Source organism: uncultured Georgenia sp. (genome assembly GCF_937958535.1).
Taxonomy (GTDB): Bacteria; Actinomycetota; Actinomycetes; order Actinomycetales; family Actinomycetaceae; genus Oceanitalea.
The window spans coordinates 14,546-30,849 of the sequence record NZ_CALGNQ010000244.1 but is presented as its reverse complement, the minus strand read 5'-3'; the positions used below and the strand labels follow the sequence as shown (position 1 = coordinate 30,849).

Here is a 16,304-nt window from a genome sequence, read left to right as displayed (position 1 = left end):
CGCAAGCAGCTGGCCAAGCCGCGCAAGGCGGAGGTAGGCAAGCGGCTGCCGATGGAGTTCGAGCGCAACAAGAAGGGCCCGATCGGCGAGCTGCTCGCCCCCGTCGCCGGGTTCGGCGTCACCTTCAGCTCGATGTTCCGGCCCACGGTCACCGAGCAGTACCCCTTCGAGAAGGTCCCCACCCAGCCGCGGTACCACGGCCGTCATCAGCTCAACCGGTACGCCGACGGGCTGGAGAAGTGCATCGGCTGCGAGCTGTGCGCCTGGGCCTGCCCCGCCGACGCGATCTTCGTCGAGGGCGCGAACAACTCCCCGGAGGAGCGCTACTCGCCCGGTGAGCGCTACGGGCGCGTGTACCAGATCAACTACCTGCGCTGCATCTTCTGCGGGTACTGCATCGAGGCCTGCCCCACCCGGGCGCTGACGATGACGAACGAGTACGAGATCACCGGCCCCACCCGCGAGGGCATGATCTACGAGAAGCAGGACCTCCTCGCCCCGCTCCAGCCCGGCATGCTCGCCCCGCCCCACCCGATGGTCGAGGGCACGGACGACGACAACTACTACCGGGACGAGATCACCGGGCCCACCGAGGCCCAGGTCGAGTGGGTGCGCGAGCGCCGCCCGGAGGACCCGAGCCTGGAGACGGCGCGACCGGTCAAGGGGGCCCCGGCATGATCCTCCCGCTCAGCCTCGCCGAGACGGGCACGGTCAGCATGGGGGAGGAGATCTTCTTCTGGGTCGTGGCGCCCCTCGCGGTGCTCGCCGCCCTCGGGCTCCTCTTCGCCCGCAAGGCCGTCTACGCCGCGATGTGCGTCGTCTTCGTCATGATCGCCCTGGCCGGGTTCTACATCGTCCAGGAGGCGATCTTCCTGGGGGTGGCCCAGATCGTCGTCTACACCGGCGCGATCATGATGCTCTTCCTCTTCGTCCTCATGCTCGTCGGCGTGGACGCCTCCGACTCGGTGGTCGAGACGCTCAAGGGGCAGCGGTGGATCGGGGTCCTCGGCGGTGCCGGCCTCGTGGCCCTCGTCGTCGCCGTCACCCTGCGCGCCACCATGCCCGCCCCCCGCGGCCTGGAGCAGGCCAACGCCGACACCAACCCGGTGGGCGTGGCCCGGCTGCTGTTCTCCGACTACGTCCTGACGATGGAGGTCGCCGGTATCCTGCTCGTCACCGCCGCCCTCGGCGCCGTCGTCCTCACCCGCGCCGAGCGGCTGCGCAAGAAGCCGACGCAGCGTGACGTCGCCGAGGCCAAGATGGCCGCCTTCGCCGCCGGCCGCGGGCGCATCCGCAGCCTGCCCGCCCCCGGTGTGTACGCCCGGCACAACGCCGCCGACGTGCCCGCCCTCGGCGCCGACGGCCGCCCGATCGACGAGTCGGTGCCCCGGGTGCTGCGCATCCGCGGCCAGCAGCGCACCATCGCCGAGGTCAGCCCCGAGCTCGCCGCCCAGCTCGCGGCCTCGACCAGCAGCCACGCCGGCGACCTCGGCTCGCGCAGCGTCGCCCAGTCCGGTGCGCCCGGGATGCCCGGCACGCAGCCGGCCCCCGGCACCCGCACGGTCGACGGTGAGGCGCCCACGAGCCAGAGCACCGAGGACACCGGCACCAAGCGTGCCCGGCTGACCGACACGCAGGAGGAGCAGCAGTGACCCTCGTCAACTACCTCGTGCTGTCGGGGATCCTCTTCTCCATCGGCGCGGTCGCCGTGCTGCTGCGTCGCAACAGCATCATCGCCCTCATGGGGGTGGAGCTCATGCTCAACGCGGCGAACCTCACGCTCATCACCTTCGCCCGGTGGCACGGCAACCTGCACGGCGAGGTCTTCGCCTTCTTCGTCATGCTCGTCGCCGCCGCTGAGGTCGTCATCGGCCTGGCGATCGTCGTCTCCATCTTCCGAACCCGCCGGTCGGCGTCCATCGACGACGTCAACCTGCTCAAGAACTGACGGGGAGCAACGTGCTAATGCTGGGAACGCCGGCCCTGTCCGTGCCCACTGCCGTGGTGGACGCCGCCACGGTGGGCGGCGCGGCCTCCTACGCCTGGCTCATGGTCGCGCTGCCGCTCCTGGGTGCGGCGGTGCTCCTCCTCGCCGGCCGCCGCTCGGACGCGTGGGGCCACTGGCTGGGCGTGCTCGCCTCCGCAGGCTCCTTCGTCGTCGGGCTCCTCGTCGTCCTCCAGCTCATCGGGCTGGACCCCGACGAGCGGGTGCTGAACCTCCACCTGTTCACCTGGCTGCCCGTCGGTGAGCTCACCGTGGAGGCGGGGCTGCAGCTCGACCCGCTGTCGATGTCATTCGTCATGCTCGTCACCTTCGTGGGCACCCTCATCCACGTGTACTCGGTGGCGTACATGAAGCACGACGTCGACCGCCGCCGGTTCTTCGCCTACCTCAACCTCTTCGTCGCCGCGATGCTCCTCCTCGTGCTCGCGGACTCCTACGCCGTGCTGTTCGTCGGCTGGGAGGGCGTGGGCCTGGCCTCCTACCTGCTCATCGGGTTCTGGAACCAGCGCACCGACTACGCCGTCGCCGCGAAGAAGGCCTTCGTGATGAACCGCGTCGGAGACGTCGGGCTGCTGCTCGCGATGATGATGATGTTCGCGGCGTTCGGCGCCGTGGACTTCCAGGGCGTCGCCGCCGGCGCACAGGGTGCCGGCACGACGATCCTCACCATCACCGGGCTGCTGCTCCTCCTCGCCGCCTGCGGCAAGTCGGCCCAGTTCCCGCTGCAGGCCTGGCTCGGCGACGCGATGGCCGGCCCCACCCCGGTCTCCGCGCTGATCCACGCCGCGACCATGGTGACCGCGGGCGTCTACCTCGTCGTGCGCTCCGGCCCGATCTTCGAGGGCGCCCCGTCCGCCCAGCTCGCCGTCGTCGTCGTCGGCGCCATCACCCTGCTCTTCGGGGCGATCGTCGGGATGGCGAAGGACGACATCAAGAAGGTGCTCGCCGCCTCGACGATGTCCCAGATCGGCTACATGATGCTCGCCGCCGGGCTGGGTGCGGTGGGTGCCGCGTTCGCCATCCTCCACCTCATCACCCACGGCTTCTTCAAGGCCGGGCTGTTCCTCGGTGCCGGGTCGGTCATGCACGGCATGGACGACCAGGTCGACATGCGCCGCTTCGGCGGCCTGTCCCGGTACATGAAGGTCACCTGGCTCACCTTCGCCGCCGGCTGGCTGGCGATCATCGGGTTCCCGGGCCTGTCCGGCTTCTGGAGCAAGGACCTCATCATCGAGGCCGCGTTCGTCGGGGAGGGCTGGCGCCCGTGGGTCTTCGGCTCCGTGGCGCTCGTCGCCGCCGGGCTCACCGCCTTCTACATGTCCCGGCTGTTCTTCATGACCTTCCACGGTGAGAAGCGCTGGGCGCCCACGCGCGAGGGCAAGGAGCAGCGGCCGCACGAGGCGCCCGCGCTCATGACCGTCCCGATGGTCATCCTCGCGGTGGGCTCGGTGGGGCTGGGAGCTGCGCTCGTCGTCGGTGACACCTTCACCGGCTGGCTCGAGCCGGCGATCGGTGCCGTCGAGCACCACGACCCGGTCCTGCCGGTCCCCGTCATCATGGGCGCGACGATCGTCCTCATGGCAGCGGGCGTCTTCCTCGCCTGGCGCCAGTACGGCGCCGCCCCCGTCCCGGTCGAGGCCCCCCGCGGCTCGGTGCTCACCCGCGCCGCCCGGCAGGACCTCTACCAGGACGCCGTCAACGAAGGAGTGTTCATGCGCCCGGGCCAGTACCTCACCCGTGCCCTCGTCTACGGCGACTCCGCGGTGGTCGACGGTGCGGTCATGGGCCTGGCCCGTGGCACGTCCGGCATGGGTGGGTGGCTGCGCCGCCTCCAGACCGGGTACATCCGCTCGTACGCCGCGATCATGCTCGTCGGTGTCGTCGCCGCCCTTGTCGTCGTCCTCGCCTCGCGCGGCTGATCCAGGAAAGCGAACATGCAGACAATCAGCGACCTTCCCTGGCTGAGCATCCTCATCGTCGTGCCGCTCGTGGCGGCCGCGCTGATCTGGCTCGTGCCCGCCCTGCAGCGCGTGGCCCGCACCGTCGGGCTCGTCGTCTCGCTGCTCGTCCTCGCCGGCTTCGTCGTCATGGCCACCGGCTTCGACTTCGGGGCCGCGGCGCAGTACCAGCTCACCGAGCAGGCCTCCTGGATCCCGCAGCTCGGCGTCTCCTACGCGCTGGGCGTCAACGGCCTGGGTCTGACCCTGGTCGGGCTGTCGGTCTTCCTCGTCCCGGTCGCCCTCCTCGCGGCCTGGCGCGAGCAGGAGGTGGCGCCGGACGGTGCCGACGTCGCCCGCCGGCAGGCCGGCTTCGTGGCCCTCGTGCTCGCGCTCGAGGCGACCATGGTGGCCGTCTTCTCCGCCCGCGACGTCTTCCTCTTCTACGTCGTCTTCGAGGCCATGCTCATCCCGGTGTACTTCCTCATCGGGAGCTACGGCGGCCCGCGGCGCCGCTACGCCGCGATCAAGTTCCTCATCTACTCCCTCGCCAGCGGCCTCATCATGCTCGTGGGCGTCATCGCCCTGGGCATCCTCGGCCCCGGTGGCACCGACGGCTTCCTCGTCGACACCCTGACCGGTGCCGAGCTCGGCGTGTGGCAGGAGCGGTGGATCTTCATCTCCTTCTTCATCGCCTTCGCGGTCAAGGCGCCGATGTGGCCGGTGCACACCTGGCTGCCCGACGCCGCCCAGCAGGCCTCGCCGGGCACCTCGGCGCTGCTCGTCGGCGTCCTGGACAAGGTCGGCACCTTCGGGATGCTCGCGCTGTGCCTCCCGCTCTTCCCGGAGGCCTCGCGCTGGGCCGCCCCGGTCATCATCGTGCTGGCCGTGATCTCCGTGCTCTACGGGGCGCTCGTCGCCCTGGGGCAGCGCGACATCATGCGGCTCGTCGCCTTCACGTCGGTGTCCCACTTCGGCTTCATCGTCCTGGGCATCTACGTGCGCGAGGAGGTCGCCCTCACCGGGGCGATGCTCTACATGGTCGCCCACGGCGTCTCGACCGCCGCGCTGTTCCTCATCTCCGGGTTCCTCACCCAGCGGGGAGGCACCCAGCAGATCGCGGCCTACGGCGGCATGCAGCGGGTGACCCCGGTGCTCGCCGGCACCTGGCTGGTCGCCGGCCTGGCGACGCTGTCGCTGCCCGGCCTGTCCGGCTTCGTCCCGGAGTACCTCGTGCTCCTGGGCACGTTCCGGGTGAACATCGTCGCCGCCGCGTTCGCGGTGCTCGCGGTCATCATCGCCGCGCTGTACATCCTCCTGCCCTACCAGCGGATGTTCACCGGCCCGCGCAACGAGAGCCTCGCGGCGCTGCCCGACCTCGGGGCCCGGGAGAAGTGGGTGGTCGCCCCGCTGGTCGCCGCGATGCTCGCCCTGGGCTTCGTGCCCGGGCCGGTCATCGACGTGCTGCGACCGGTGGCGCAGGAGGCCGCGATCGAGCAGCCCAGCTCGCTGGACACCGCGGCTGAGGCCGGTTCTGACGGATCGAGCGACGCGGCTGCCGCGGTCGCCGAGGGGAGCGAGAAGTGAACTTCGTCCCACCGCACATCGACTGGGCGGCCCTGACGCCCGTCCTCATCGTGCTCGGTGCAGGCCTGCTCGGCGTGCTCGTCGCCGGGTTCGTGCCCCGCCGGGCGAGGCGCGGCGTCCAGGTGGCGCTGGCGGCGCTGGCCACCGCGGCCGCGCTGGTGGCGGTCGTGTGGCGCTGGACCGTCGTCCAGGCCGAGGGCCCCCGCGAGATCGTCGGCGGCTCGCTCGTCGAGGACGGTCCCGCGCTGCTCGCGCAGGGGATCATCGCGCTCGTCGCGCTGGTCGGCCTGCTCGTCGTCGCCGACCGCTCCGAGTGGGGCGAGGACGCCTTCGCCGCTCAGGCCGCCACGCGGCCCGGCAGCCCGGACGAGGACGAGGCCCAGCGGGCCGGGATGAGCCAGACCGAGGTCTTCCCGCTCGTGCTCTTCTCCACCGGCGGCATGCTGCTCTTCCCCGCCGCGGGCGACCTCGTCATGATGTTCATCGCCCTCGAGGTGCTCTCCCTGCCCCTCTACCTCCTGTCCGGCATGGCCCGCCGCCGGCGCCTGCTCTCCCAGGAGGCGGCGCTGAAGTACTTCGTGCTCGGCGCCTTCTCCTCGGCGTTCTTCCTCATGGGCGCGGCCCTGCTCTACGGCTTCTCAGGCAGCGTGCGGCTCTCCGAGCTCGCCACCGCGGTACCGGCCACGGCCGGGATGGACAGCCTGCTCCTGGCGGGCAGCGTGCTGCTCGTCATCGGCCTCCTCTTCAAGGTCGGTGCGGTGCCGTTCCACACCTGGACCCCGGACGTCTACCAGGGCGCCCCGACCCCGGTCACCGGCTTCATGGCCGCCGCCACGAAGGTCGCCGCCTTCGGTGCGCTGCTCCGCTTCGCCTACGTCGTCGTGCCCGGGCTGGGCTGGGACCTCGAGCCCCTGCTCTGGGGCATCGCGGTCCTCACCATGGGCGTCGGCACGGTGGTCGCGATCGTCCAGACCGACGTCAAGCGGATGCTGGCCTACTCCTCCATCGCACACGCCGGCTTCGTCCTCGTCGGCGTCATCGCGCTGGTCCAGGACGGCATCGGCTCGGTGCTCTTCTACCTGCTGGCCTACGGCCTGGCCACGGTCGGCGCGTTCGCCGTCGTCACGCTCGTGCGCGAACGCGACGCCGCCGGCACCGTGACCGGCGAGGCGCTCCACCTGTCCCAGTGGGCGGGTCTGGGCCGGCGCAGCCCGGCTCTCGCGCTGGCAATGACCCTGTTCCTCCTGTCCTTCGCCGGCATCCCGCTCACCGGTGGCTTCATCGGGAAGTTCGCCGTCTTCGCCGCCGGCGTGGAGGGCGGGGCCACCGTGCTCGTCGTCCTCGCCGTGCTGGCCAGTGCGGCCGCCGCCTTCTTCTACATCCGCCTCGTCGTGCTCATGTTCTTCACCGAGCCCGACGGCGAGCGCACCGCCGTGGTCAAGTCCGAGGGCCTCACCTCGGTCGCCGTCGCCGCGTGCGCGCTGGGCACCGTGCTGCTCGGCGTGGTGCCCGGTCCGGTGCTCGACCTCGCCGGGCAGGCGGCGGCGTTCCTGCCGTGACCGCCGCCGGATTCCAGCTCGGGGACGACGAGCTCACCGACCGCATCGCCGCCCGCATGGCGGAGGTGGAGGAGCGCCTCGAGCAGGCGGTCACCGGCGCCGACGAGCTCGTCGACGGCCCGCTGCGGCACCTCGCCGCAGCGGGCGGGAAGCGGCTGCGCCCGGCGCTGACCCTCCTCACCGCCGAGCTCGGCCAGCCGGTGCGGGACGAGGTGACACGCGCCGCGGTCGCCGTCGAGCTCACCCACCTGGCCACCCTGTACCACGACGACGTCATGGACTCCGCCGCCATGCGGCGCGGGGCGCCGAGCGCGCACGCGGTGTGGGACAACTCGGTGGCGATCCTCACCGGGGACCTCCTGTTCGCCCGCGCCTCCCAGCTCGTCGCCTCCCTCGGCGCCGAGGCGGTGCGGGTGCACGCCGAGACCTTCGAGCGGCTGTGCCTGGGCCAGCTGCACGAGACCCTCGGGCCGCGGGAGGGGGAGGACCCCATCGCGCACTACATCCAGGTGCTCGCCGACAAGACCGGCTCGCTCATCGCCGCCTCCGCCCGGTACGGCGCCGTGTTCAGCGGCGCCGGTGACGAGGTCGCCGCCGTGCTCGAGCGGTACGGGGAGAAGGTCGGGGTGGCCTTCCAGCTCGCCGACGACGTCATCGACCTGGCGTCCGACGCCGAGACCACCGGCAAGACGCCGGGCACCGACCTGCGCGAGGGCGTGGCCACCATGCCCGTGCTCCTCCTGCGGCGGCGTGCCGCGGAGGGCCGCCTCGACGCGGCCGGGGAGGCGGTGCTGGCGCGGCTCGGCAGTGACCTGGCGTCCGACTCCGCGCTCCGCGCCGCCGTGGAGGAGCTGCGCGGCCACGAGGTGCTGGAGGAGGCACGCGAGCTGGCCCGCCAGTGGGCCCGTGACGCGGTGGCCGAGCTCGTCCCGCTGCCGGCCGGCCCCGTCCGTGAGGCGCTCACCGAGTTCGCCGGCCTCATGGTCGACCGGCTCGCCTGAACCCCGGCCCCCGTCGTCAGGGGCGTGATGCGCCGCACAGCGCCGCGGTCGACACGAGTGCCTCACCTAGACTGGACTGCGGATTTCTTCCCGCCCCCCGACCCAGACGAGGCTCTGTGACCAGTCCACTGCGCGTTGCCCTCATCGGTGCCGGCCCGGCCGGCATCTATGCCGCCGACATCCTGTCCAAGACCGGGCTCGACGTCTCCATCGACCTCTTCGAACGTCTGCCCGCCCCCTTCGGGCTGGTGCGCTACGGCGTCGCCCCGGACCACCCGCGGATCAAGCAGATCATCGTCGCGTTGCAGAAGATCCTCGCCCGCGGGGACATCCGCCTCGTCGGGAACGTCGAGGTCGGCCGGGACGTGACCATGGCGGACCTGCGCGAGCACTACGACGCCGTCATCATCTCCACCGGCGCCGACAAGGACGCCCCGCTGCCGATCCCGGGGATCGACCTGCCCGGGAGCTACGGGGCCGCGGACTTCGTCGCCTGGTACGACGGCCACCCCGACGTGCCGCGCACCTGGCCGCTGGAGGCGCAGAGCGTGGCCGTCCTCGGCGTCGGCAACGTCGCCCTCGACGTGGCCCGCATCCTGGCCAAGCACGTCGACGACCTCCTGTCGACCGAGATCCCGGCCAACGTCGTGGAGGGCCTGCGGAAGAACCCGGTGACCGACGTCCACGTCTTCGGCCGCCGCGGGCCCGCGCAGGCGAAGTTCACCCCCCTGGAGCTGCGTGAGCTGGGCAAGGTGCCCGACGTCGACGTCATCGTCTACGAGGAGGACTTCGAGTTCGACGAGGCCTCCGAGGCCGCGATCCGGTCGACCAACCAGATCAAGCAGGTCGTCAAGACGCTCACCGACTGGACGCTGCGCGAGCCCGAGGAGCTCACCGCCTCCCGCCGCATCCACCTGCACTTCCTCCACCGCCCGGTGGAGATCCTCGGCACCGACCGGGTGACCGGCATCCGCACCGAGCGCACGGAGCTCGTCGGCGACGGCACCGTGCGCGGCACGGGGGAGTACGTCGACACCCCCGTGCAGGCGGTGTACCGCGCCGTGGGGTACTTCAGCTCCCCGCTGGACGGCGTCGCGTTCGACGACGTCGCGGGCGTCGTCCCCAACGACGAGGGACGGGTGCTGGACGAGCACGGCCGCATCGTCCCCGGGCTGTACGCCACCGGCTGGATCAAGCGCGGCCCCGTCGGGCTCATCGGCTCGACGAAGTCCGACGCCCAGCAGACCATCGGCCACCTCGTCACCGACGTCCAGGAGGGCATCGTCGTGCCCGGCTCCGCGCCCCGCGACCCGGACACGCTCGTCGCGGGTCTGGAGGAGCGCGGCGTGCCGATCACCAGCTGGGCCGGCTGGGAACTGCTCGACGCCTACGAGCGTTCACTGGGTGAGGCCGAGGGCCGCGAGCGGATCAAGGTCGTGCCCCGGGACGAGATGACCCGTGTGTCGAGAGGTGAGGAGAGCTGAGGATGAACGGCGGTCGACGGCACCTGAACGGAGTCAAGACCGCCGCGCTGTTCGGCGTCATGTGGGCGGTGCTCCTGGGCATCGGCGCCCTCGTCGCCAACGGCACCGGCTCGGGCGGCTTCATCTGGCTCTTCGCGCTCATCGGCCTCGGCACGACGTTCTACAGCTACTGGAACTCGGACAAGATCGCGATCCGCGCCATGGGGGCACGCCCCGTGTCCGAGGCGGAGGCCCCGACGATGTACCGCATCGTGCGTGAGCTCTCCACCCGGGCGCGTCAACCCATGCCGCGGCTGTACATCTCGCCCACGGCCCAGCCCAACGCCTTCGCCACCGGGCGCAACCCGCGCAACGCCGCGGTGTGCTGCACCACCGGCCTCCTGCAGATCCTCGACGAGCGGGAGCTGCGCGGCGTCCTGGGCCACGAGCTCATGCACGTGTACAACCGCGACATCCTCACCTCGTCCGTCGCCGCCGCCATCGCCGGGCTCATCACCTCCGCGGCGCAGTTCCTCCTGTTCTTCGGCGGTGGGCGCGACCGCGGTGGCAACCCGCTGGCGATGATCGCCACCGCCCTCCTCGCGCCCATCGCGGCTTCGCTCATCCAGCTCGCGATCTCCCGCACCCGGGAGTTCGACGCCGACGAGGACGGGGCCCACCTCACCGGGGACCCGATGGCCCTCGCCTCGGCGCTGGCGAAGCTCGAGCGCGGGACGGCGGCCGCCCCGCTGCGGCCCGAACCGCGGCTGGAGGACGTCTCGCACATGATGATCGCCAACCCCTTCCGGGGCGGGGGCGTGTCGCGGCTCTTCTCCACCCACCCGCCGATGGGCGAGCGCATCGCCCGCCTCGAACGGATGGCCGGCTACCGCCCCTGACCGGCCCGAGCCCGCCGGCGGGCCCTGGCGCCCGCCCAGGTCGGCTCCCCGGTGGCCGGTGCGAGCCGGCTCCGGCGGGCAGCCTGAGCGGCGGGCGGGCGGCTCAGCGGTAGTTGACGAACTGGAGCGCGGCGTCGATGTCGGCGCCCTTGAGCAGGGCGATGACGGCCTGGAGGTCGTCCCGCTTCTTGCTCGACACACGCACCTCGTCCCCGGTGATCTGGGTCTTGACCCCCTTGGGGCCCTCGTCGCGGATGAGCTTGGTGATCGTCTTGGCGTTCTCCGAGCTCAGCCCCTCCTTCAGCGCAGCGACCAGACGGAACTCCTTGCCCGACTGCTTCGGCTCGTTGTCGCCGGTGTCGAGGGCCTTGAGAGACACGCCACGCCGGATGAGCTTGGACTGCAGCACGTCGAGGGCGGCCAGCACCCGCTCGGGGGAGTTGGCGGTGATGACGATGGCGTCCTGCCCGCTCCACGCGACGGAGGCGCCCACGCCCTTGAAGTCGTAGCGCTGCGAGATCTCCTTGGCGGCTTGGTTGACGGCGTTGTCCACCTCCTGCCGGTCGATCTTGCTCACGACGTCGAAGGACGAGTCGGCGGCCATCGTCGGTCTCCTCGGGGTGGTGCGAGCGGGATCACGCGGGGGCCCGGTTAGGAGCACTCGCCGCGGCTTGCTATTCTTCCACTCGGTCCTGCACGGACCAAGGCGGGTTGCCCGAGTGGCCAAAGGGAGCTGACTGTAAATCAGCCGCGGAATGCTTCGCAGGTTCGAATCCTGCACCCGCCACGTGAGTGACAGCCCGGACCCGGAGAGGGTCCGGGCTGCTGCGTCTCGGGACTCGGACGCGACGGTGCAGTCGACGCTCCTCGGACGGGTCCTCGGGTCGCCCGCGGTGCCGCTGCGTGTCCTCGGACGGGGCTCCCTGCCCTCGGTCTACCCCGTCACCGAGCTGGCGGTGGCGTCGGTCGCGGCCGCCGCGCTCGCCACCCGCAAGCTCCTCGCCGCTCTCGGGCACGACCGGCCCGATGCCGTCCTCGTCGACCGCCGCCTCGCCTCGCTGTGGTTCGGCTCCTCCCTGCGGCCCCAGGGCTGGCAGCCCCCGCCGGCGTGGGACCCGTTGGCCGGCGACTACCGCGCCGCCGACGGGTGGGTGCGGCTGCACACCAACGCCCCCGCCCACCGGCAGGCCGCGCTGCGCGTCCTCGGCGTGTCCGCCGCGCGGGAGGAGGTCGCCGCCGCCGTCGCCCGCCACCCGGCCGAGGAGCTCGAGGCCGCCGTCCACGCCGCCGGGGGCTGTGCCGCGGCCCTGCGCACCCCGCAGGAGTGGTCCCGCCACGAGCAGGGCCGTGCCGTCGCCGCCGAGCCGCTCGTCGCCTGGTCCGACGGCGCCCCGGGCGGCGCGCTCACCCTCTCCGGTCCGCCCGGCCGACCGCTGGCCGGACTGCGGGTCCTCGACCTCACCCGGGTGCTCGCCGGCCCGGTCGCCACCCGCTACCTCGCCCTGCTCGGCGCCGAGGTGCTGCGGGTCGACCCGCCGGACTGGGACGAGCCGGCGATCACCCCCGACGTCATGGCCGGCAAGCGCTCCACCCGCCTGGACCTGCGCTCCGCCGAGGGCAGGGCCTCCTTCGAGCGCCTGCTCGCCGGCGCCGACCTCCTCGTCCACGGGCTGCGACCCGGCGCCCTCGACGGCCTGGGCTACGGCACCGCGGCACGGGCCGGACTGCGGCCCGGGCTCCTCGAGGTGAGCCTGTCCGCCTACGGGCACACCGGCCCCTGGGCGGGCCGCCGCGGCTTCGACAGCCTGGTGCAGATGAGCACCGGCATCGCCGCGGAGGGCATGCGGCTCCTCGGGCGCGACCGGCCCACGCCGCTGCCCGTCCAGGCGCTCGACCACGCCACCGGCTGGCTCCTCGCCGCGGCCGCGGTCGACGCCGTCGCCGAACGGCTCCGCACCGGCCGCACCCGCCACGCCCGCCTCTCCCTGGCCCGCACCGCCCTGGCGCTCGGGCCGGCCGACCCCCGCCCGACCGACGACCTCGCCCCCGAGGACGAGGCCGACCTCGCCCCCGGCCTCGAGCACACCGGCTGGGGACCGGCCCGCCGGCTGCGCCCCCCGCTCACCGTCCCCGGCGTCGTCGTCGACGCCGACCTGCCCGCCCGCCCCCTGGGGCAGGACCTCCCGGAGTGGCGAGCGTGACGAAGCGCACGTCCGGCCGATTTCGTCCCAGGGGCATGGACCATGTAACCTCATCAGCGCTGCCCCGATAGCTCAGTCGGCAGAGCGTCTCCATGGTAAGGAGAAGGTCAAGGGTTCGATTCCCTTTCGGGGCTCAGATCGACGTCCGCGTCGTGCGTCACTTACTATGGCGTGCCGGCCATGGCGAAGATCGTGGCGGGGTAGCTCAGGTGGTTAGAGCACACGGCTCATAATCGTGGTGTCGCGGGTTCGAGTCCCGCCCCCGCTACTAGCACGACACGGCTCCGGGGCCCCGGAGCCCCGATGAACGCGAGGAAACACGTGGCCAGCAAGTCCAGCGACGTCCGCCCCAAGATCACGCTCGCCTGCGAGCAGTGCAAGGAGCGCAACTACATCACCAACAAGAACCGGCGGAACAACCCCGACCGGCTGGAGATGAAGAAGCACTGCCCGCGCTGCAACGCCCACACGGTGCACCGCGAGACCCGCTGACCCGCCTCCCGCTGACCGCGTGACCGACAGTTCGACCCGCCCCACCAGCGTCAACCCGACGCTCGTGGGGCGCTCCTATGCCCCGGCGGAGACCTACCGCGTCTCCGCCGCGAAGATCGCCGAGATGGCCGCCGCCACCGGCGCGCAGCACCCCGCCCACACCGACCCCGACGCCGCCCGGGCACTCGGGTACGACGACGTCGTCGCCCCGCCCACGTTCGCCGTCGTCGTCGCCCAGCGGGCCGAGCGGAGCTACATCGCCGACCCGGAGTCGGGGATCGACTTCTCCCGGGTCGTCCACGCCGAACAGCGCTTCACCCACCACCGCCCGATCGTCGCCGGGGACCGCCTGCGCACCACCGTCCACGTCGACTCCATCACCGAGCGGGCCGGCATCGCCATGGTGACCACCCGGGCCGAGATCGCCGACGAGGACGGCGCCCCGGTCGCGACCGTGCGCTCCACCCTCGCCGTGCGGGGGGAGGGACGATGACCGCCGAGCTCACCGTCGGCCAGGAGCTGTTCACCCGGACCTACACCCTCGACCGCGCACTGCTCGTGCGCTACGCGGGCGCCTCCGGGGACTTCAACCCGATCCACTGGAACGAGCGCTTCGCCCGCGAGGTCGGCCTCGACGGCGTCATCGCCCACGGCATGCTCACCATGGGGCTGGCGGCGTCGGCCGTCGCCGACTGGGCGGGGGACCCCGGCGCCGTCGTCGACTACGGCACCCGGTTCACCCGCCCGATCCTCGTGCCCGACCCGGGCGAGGTCGAGCTCGAGGTCACCGGCCGGGTGGGGGCGCTGGACGCCGAGGCCGGCACCGTGCGGGTCGACCTCACCGCCCGCGCCGCGGGGGTCACGGTGCTCGCCAAGGCCCAGGCCGTCGTCCGGCGGCACTGAGCGACCCGCCCACGGCCGCGGGCCGGGCGTAGATTGGGCGGGTGACTTCCACCTCCCGAGCCGACCGACCGACCCCGACCGGGACGACCACCCTCGCCGACCTCACCACCCTGCGGGTGGGGGGACCGGTCGACCGTGTCGTCGACGCCGAGACCGAGGCCGAGCTCGTCGCCGCCGTCCGGGAGGCCGACGAGTCGGGCACCCCGCTGCTCGTCCTCGGGGGCGGGTCCAACCTCCTGGCCGCCGACGAGGGCTTCCCGGGTGTCGTGGTGCGCGACCGGCGGCGCGGGGTGGAGCGCCGGGAACGCTACGCCTGCGCCGGCGCGTTCGTCGCCGTCCCTGCCGGCCAGCCGTGGGACGAGGTGGTGGCCACCGCCGTCGCCGAGGGCTGGCGCGGCATCGAGGCGCTCTCCGGCATCCCCGGTTCGACCGGCGCCACCCCGGTGCAGAACGTGGGCGCCTACGGCCAGGAGGTCGCCGAGACCCTGGAGACCGTGCGCGTCTACGACCGCCTCCAGCAGCGCACCCGTGAGCTCGTCGTCAGCGAGCTCGGCCTGGGCTACCGCACGAGCGTGCTCAAACGCTCGCTCAGCGACCCGCAGGCCGGCGGCGGGCGCACCTGGGGGCCGACCGGGCGCTATGTCGTCCTCGAGGTGGGTTTCCAGCTCGCGCTGGGCTCCACCTCCGCACCGGTGCGCTACGCCGAGCTCGCCCGCACCCTCGACGTCGACCTCGGGGACCGGGTGCCGGCCGCCCGGGTCCGGGAGGCCGTGCTCGAGCTGCGCCGCGGCAAGGGCATGGTGCTCGACGCCGCCGACCACGACACCTGGTCCGCCGGTTCCTTCTTCACCAACCCGGTGCTCACCGCCGAGCGGGCCGACGCGCTGCTGCCTCCCGACGCCCCCCGCTTCCCGGTCGAGGACCGCTCCCGGCCCTCCTTCGGCGCCACCCCGCCCACCGTCCCCGGCCTGGTCAAGACCTCCGCCGCCTGGCTCATCTCGCGCGCCGGGTTCGATCGGGGCCACGGCCACCCGCAGCGGGCCGCGCTGTCGAGCAAGCACGTGCTCGCGCTGACCAACCGCGGGCAGGCCTCGGCCGCGGACGTCCTCGCCCTCGCCCGCGAGGTCCGCGACGGCGTGCGCGACCGGTTCGGGATCGAGCTCGTGCCCGAGCCCGTCCTCGTCGGCCTCACGCTGTAGCGCTCAGGCGGAGGGCGGCGGGGTCGCCAGCCAGGCGTCGATCTCGGCCAGCCAGCGCCGCTTGCTGTCCGCGGAGGCCAGGCTCGCACGCACCGAGCCGCGGGCCAGCTCGGCCAGCTCGGCGTCGTCCATGCCGTGGTCCTCCCGGGCGATGCGGTACTGGTCGTTGAGCCGGGAGACGAAGAGCAGCGGGTCGTCGGCGCTGAGCGCGATCTGGGCGCCCGCCTCGAACAGGGTGCGCAGCGGGACGTCCGCGGGTGTCGGGTAGACGCCCAGCGCCACGTTGCTCGCCGGCGCCAGCTCCAGTGCGATCCCGGCCTCGTTGACCTTCTCCAGGAGTGGCAGGTCCTCGGCGAGACGCACCCCGTGGCCCAGCCGGGTGGGGCCGAGGTGGGCCAGGACGTCGCGGATGTGGTCGGGTCCGAGCAGCTCCCCGCCGTGCGGCAGGCTCGCCAGCCCGGCCCGCCGGGCGATGGAGAAGGCGGCGGCGAACTCGCTGGTGTCACCGCGCCGCTCGTCGTTGCTCAACCCGAAGCCGATGACCCCGTCGTCCATGTGCCGCACCGCCAGGCGGGCCAGGGTGCGGGCGTCGAGCGGGTGGCGGGTGCGGGAGGCGGCGACGACCACCCCGATCTCGATGCCGACGTCCCGGCTCGCCGCCCGGGCCTCGTCCAGGACGATCTCCAGGGCCGGGGTGAGCCCACCGACGTGCGGCGCGTAGGACGTCGGATCCACCTGGATCTCCAGCCGGCGTGAGCCCTCCGCGGCGTCGTCCTCGGCCGCCTCCCGCACGATCCGCCGCATCGCGTGCTCGGAGCGGACGACGGCGCGGGCGGCGTCGTAGAGGCGCTGGAAGCGGAACCAGCCGCGCTCGCTCGCCGGCACGCGCAGCGCCACGCCGTCGAGCAGTGCCGGTGGCAGCCGGATACCCGCCTCCTCGGCGAGCTCGGCCAGCGTCTGCGGCCGCATCGAGCCGGTGAAGTGGAGATGCAGGTGGGTCTTGGGCAACGTCGTCAGGTCCCGCACGGGGCGAGTCTGCCACGACCGGGCGGCCCGAC

The 16,304-nt window shown here is 72.8% G+C and carries 16 protein-coding genes and 3 tRNA genes; 17 read left to right on the top strand and 2 right to left on the bottom strand.

The genetic code is table 11. From position 1 onward, the window contains the following. Positions 1-51: 51 nt before the first annotated feature. From nuoI to htpX, 9 genes are all read left to right on the top strand, one after another. Entirely contained in the window at positions 52-678 is a 627-nt protein-coding gene (nuoI, locus tag Q0195_RS13260; RefSeq protein ID WP_299279328.1) for an NADH-quinone oxidoreductase subunit NuoI, read from the top strand. After that, positions 675-1,652 carry an NADH-quinone oxidoreductase subunit J gene (locus tag Q0195_RS13255; RefSeq protein ID WP_299279304.1) on the top strand — a complete coding sequence of 326 codons (978 nt, stop codon included), beginning with the start codon at positions 675-677 and terminating at the stop codon, positions 1,650-1,652. Before nuoI ends, Q0195_RS13255 begins: the two co-directional genes overlap by 4 nt. Continuing rightward, positions 1,649-1,948, top strand: a complete 300-nt coding sequence (nuoK, locus tag Q0195_RS13250; RefSeq protein ID WP_251838748.1) for an NADH-quinone oxidoreductase subunit NuoK — start codon at positions 1,649-1,651, stop codon at positions 1,946-1,948. The genes Q0195_RS13255 and nuoK overlap by 4 nt, the downstream gene beginning before the upstream one ends. 17 nt (positions 1,949-1,965) lie before the next feature. Continuing rightward, positions 1,966-3,924: an NADH-quinone oxidoreductase subunit L gene (gene nuoL / locus Q0195_RS13245; protein WP_299279301.1), complete on the top strand. Its 1,959-nt coding sequence runs from the start codon at positions 1,966-1,968 to the stop codon at positions 3,922-3,924. 15 nt (positions 3,925-3,939) lie between these two features. Further along, positions 3,940-5,529, top strand: coding sequence for an NADH-quinone oxidoreductase subunit M (locus Q0195_RS13240; protein ID WP_299279299.1), 1,590 nt, complete (start codon positions 3,940-3,942; stop codon positions 5,527-5,529). Beyond that, a complete protein-coding gene (nuoN, locus tag Q0195_RS13235; RefSeq protein WP_366518108.1) occupies positions 5,526-7,088 on the top strand; it encodes an NADH-quinone oxidoreductase subunit NuoN in 1,563 nt (520 codons plus the stop codon). Before Q0195_RS13240 ends, nuoN begins: the two co-directional genes overlap by 4 nt. 56 nt (positions 7,089-7,144) lie before the next feature. After that, positions 7,145-8,089, top strand: a complete 945-nt coding sequence (locus Q0195_RS13230; RefSeq protein WP_299279324.1) for a polyprenyl synthetase family protein — start codon at positions 7,145-7,147, stop codon at positions 8,087-8,089. A 116-nt stretch (positions 8,090-8,205) separates the two neighbouring features. Continuing rightward, entirely contained in the window at positions 8,206-9,573 is a 1,368-nt protein-coding gene (locus tag Q0195_RS13225) for an FAD-dependent oxidoreductase (RefSeq protein ID WP_299279297.1), read from the top strand. A gap of 2 nt (positions 9,574-9,575) precedes the next feature. Further along, positions 9,576-10,451 carry a zinc metalloprotease HtpX gene (gene htpX / locus Q0195_RS13220; protein WP_299279296.1) on the top strand — a complete coding sequence of 292 codons (876 nt, stop codon included), beginning with the start codon at positions 9,576-9,578 and terminating at the stop codon, positions 10,449-10,451. A 103-nt stretch (positions 10,452-10,554) separates the two neighbouring features. On the opposite strand, the gene Q0195_RS13215 is transcribed toward htpX, so the two are convergent. After that, positions 10,555-11,055 (bottom strand): YajQ family cyclic di-GMP-binding protein, encoded by a 501-nt coding sequence (locus Q0195_RS13215; protein WP_299279294.1) that lies wholly within the window; start codon positions 11,053-11,055, stop codon positions 10,555-10,557. Between the two features lie 101 nt (positions 11,056-11,156). On the opposite strand from Q0195_RS13215, the gene Q0195_RS13210 reads away from it, so the two are divergent. From Q0195_RS13210 to Q0195_RS13175, 8 genes are all read left to right on the top strand, one after another. Beyond that, positions 11,157-11,238: transfer RNA gene (locus tag Q0195_RS13210), tRNA-Tyr, on the top strand. A 64-nt stretch (positions 11,239-11,302) separates the two neighbouring features. Then, the gene (locus tag Q0195_RS13205) at positions 11,303-12,652 is read left to right on the top strand and encodes a CoA transferase (RefSeq protein ID WP_299279292.1); all 1,350 of its coding nucleotides are present in this window, start codon (positions 11,303-11,305) and stop codon (positions 12,650-12,652) included. Between the two features lie 61 nt (positions 12,653-12,713). Then, positions 12,714-12,786: transfer RNA gene (locus Q0195_RS13200), tRNA-Thr, on the top strand. Between the two features lie 60 nt (positions 12,787-12,846). Next, a tRNA-Met gene (locus Q0195_RS13195) sits at positions 12,847-12,920 on the top strand. 53 nt (positions 12,921-12,973) lie between these two features. Beyond that, entirely contained in the window at positions 12,974-13,144 is a 171-nt protein-coding gene (gene rpmG, locus Q0195_RS13190; protein ID WP_299279291.1) for a 50S ribosomal protein L33, read from the top strand. A 19-nt stretch (positions 13,145-13,163) separates the two neighbouring features. Beyond that, complete coding sequence (locus Q0195_RS13185) at positions 13,164-13,637, top strand: MaoC family dehydratase N-terminal domain-containing protein (protein WP_299279289.1); 474 nt, start codon at positions 13,164-13,166, stop codon at positions 13,635-13,637. Continuing rightward, positions 13,634-14,047, top strand: a complete 414-nt coding sequence (locus Q0195_RS13180; RefSeq protein WP_299279287.1) for a MaoC family dehydratase — start codon at positions 13,634-13,636, stop codon at positions 14,045-14,047. Before Q0195_RS13185 ends, Q0195_RS13180 begins: the two co-directional genes overlap by 4 nt. Positions 14,048-14,088: 41 nt before the next feature. Continuing rightward, the gene (locus Q0195_RS13175; protein ID WP_299279286.1) at positions 14,089-15,246 is read left to right on the top strand and encodes a UDP-N-acetylmuramate dehydrogenase; all 1,158 of its coding nucleotides are present in this window, start codon (positions 14,089-14,091) and stop codon (positions 15,244-15,246) included. Between the two features lie 3 nt (positions 15,247-15,249). Here the strand turns inward: Q0195_RS13175 and Q0195_RS13170 are convergent, their stop codons facing one another. Then, positions 15,250-16,272: an adenosine deaminase gene (locus Q0195_RS13170; RefSeq protein ID WP_299279284.1), complete on the bottom strand. Its 1,023-nt coding sequence runs from the start codon at positions 16,270-16,272 to the stop codon at positions 15,250-15,252. Positions 16,273-16,304: the final 32 nt, after the last annotated feature.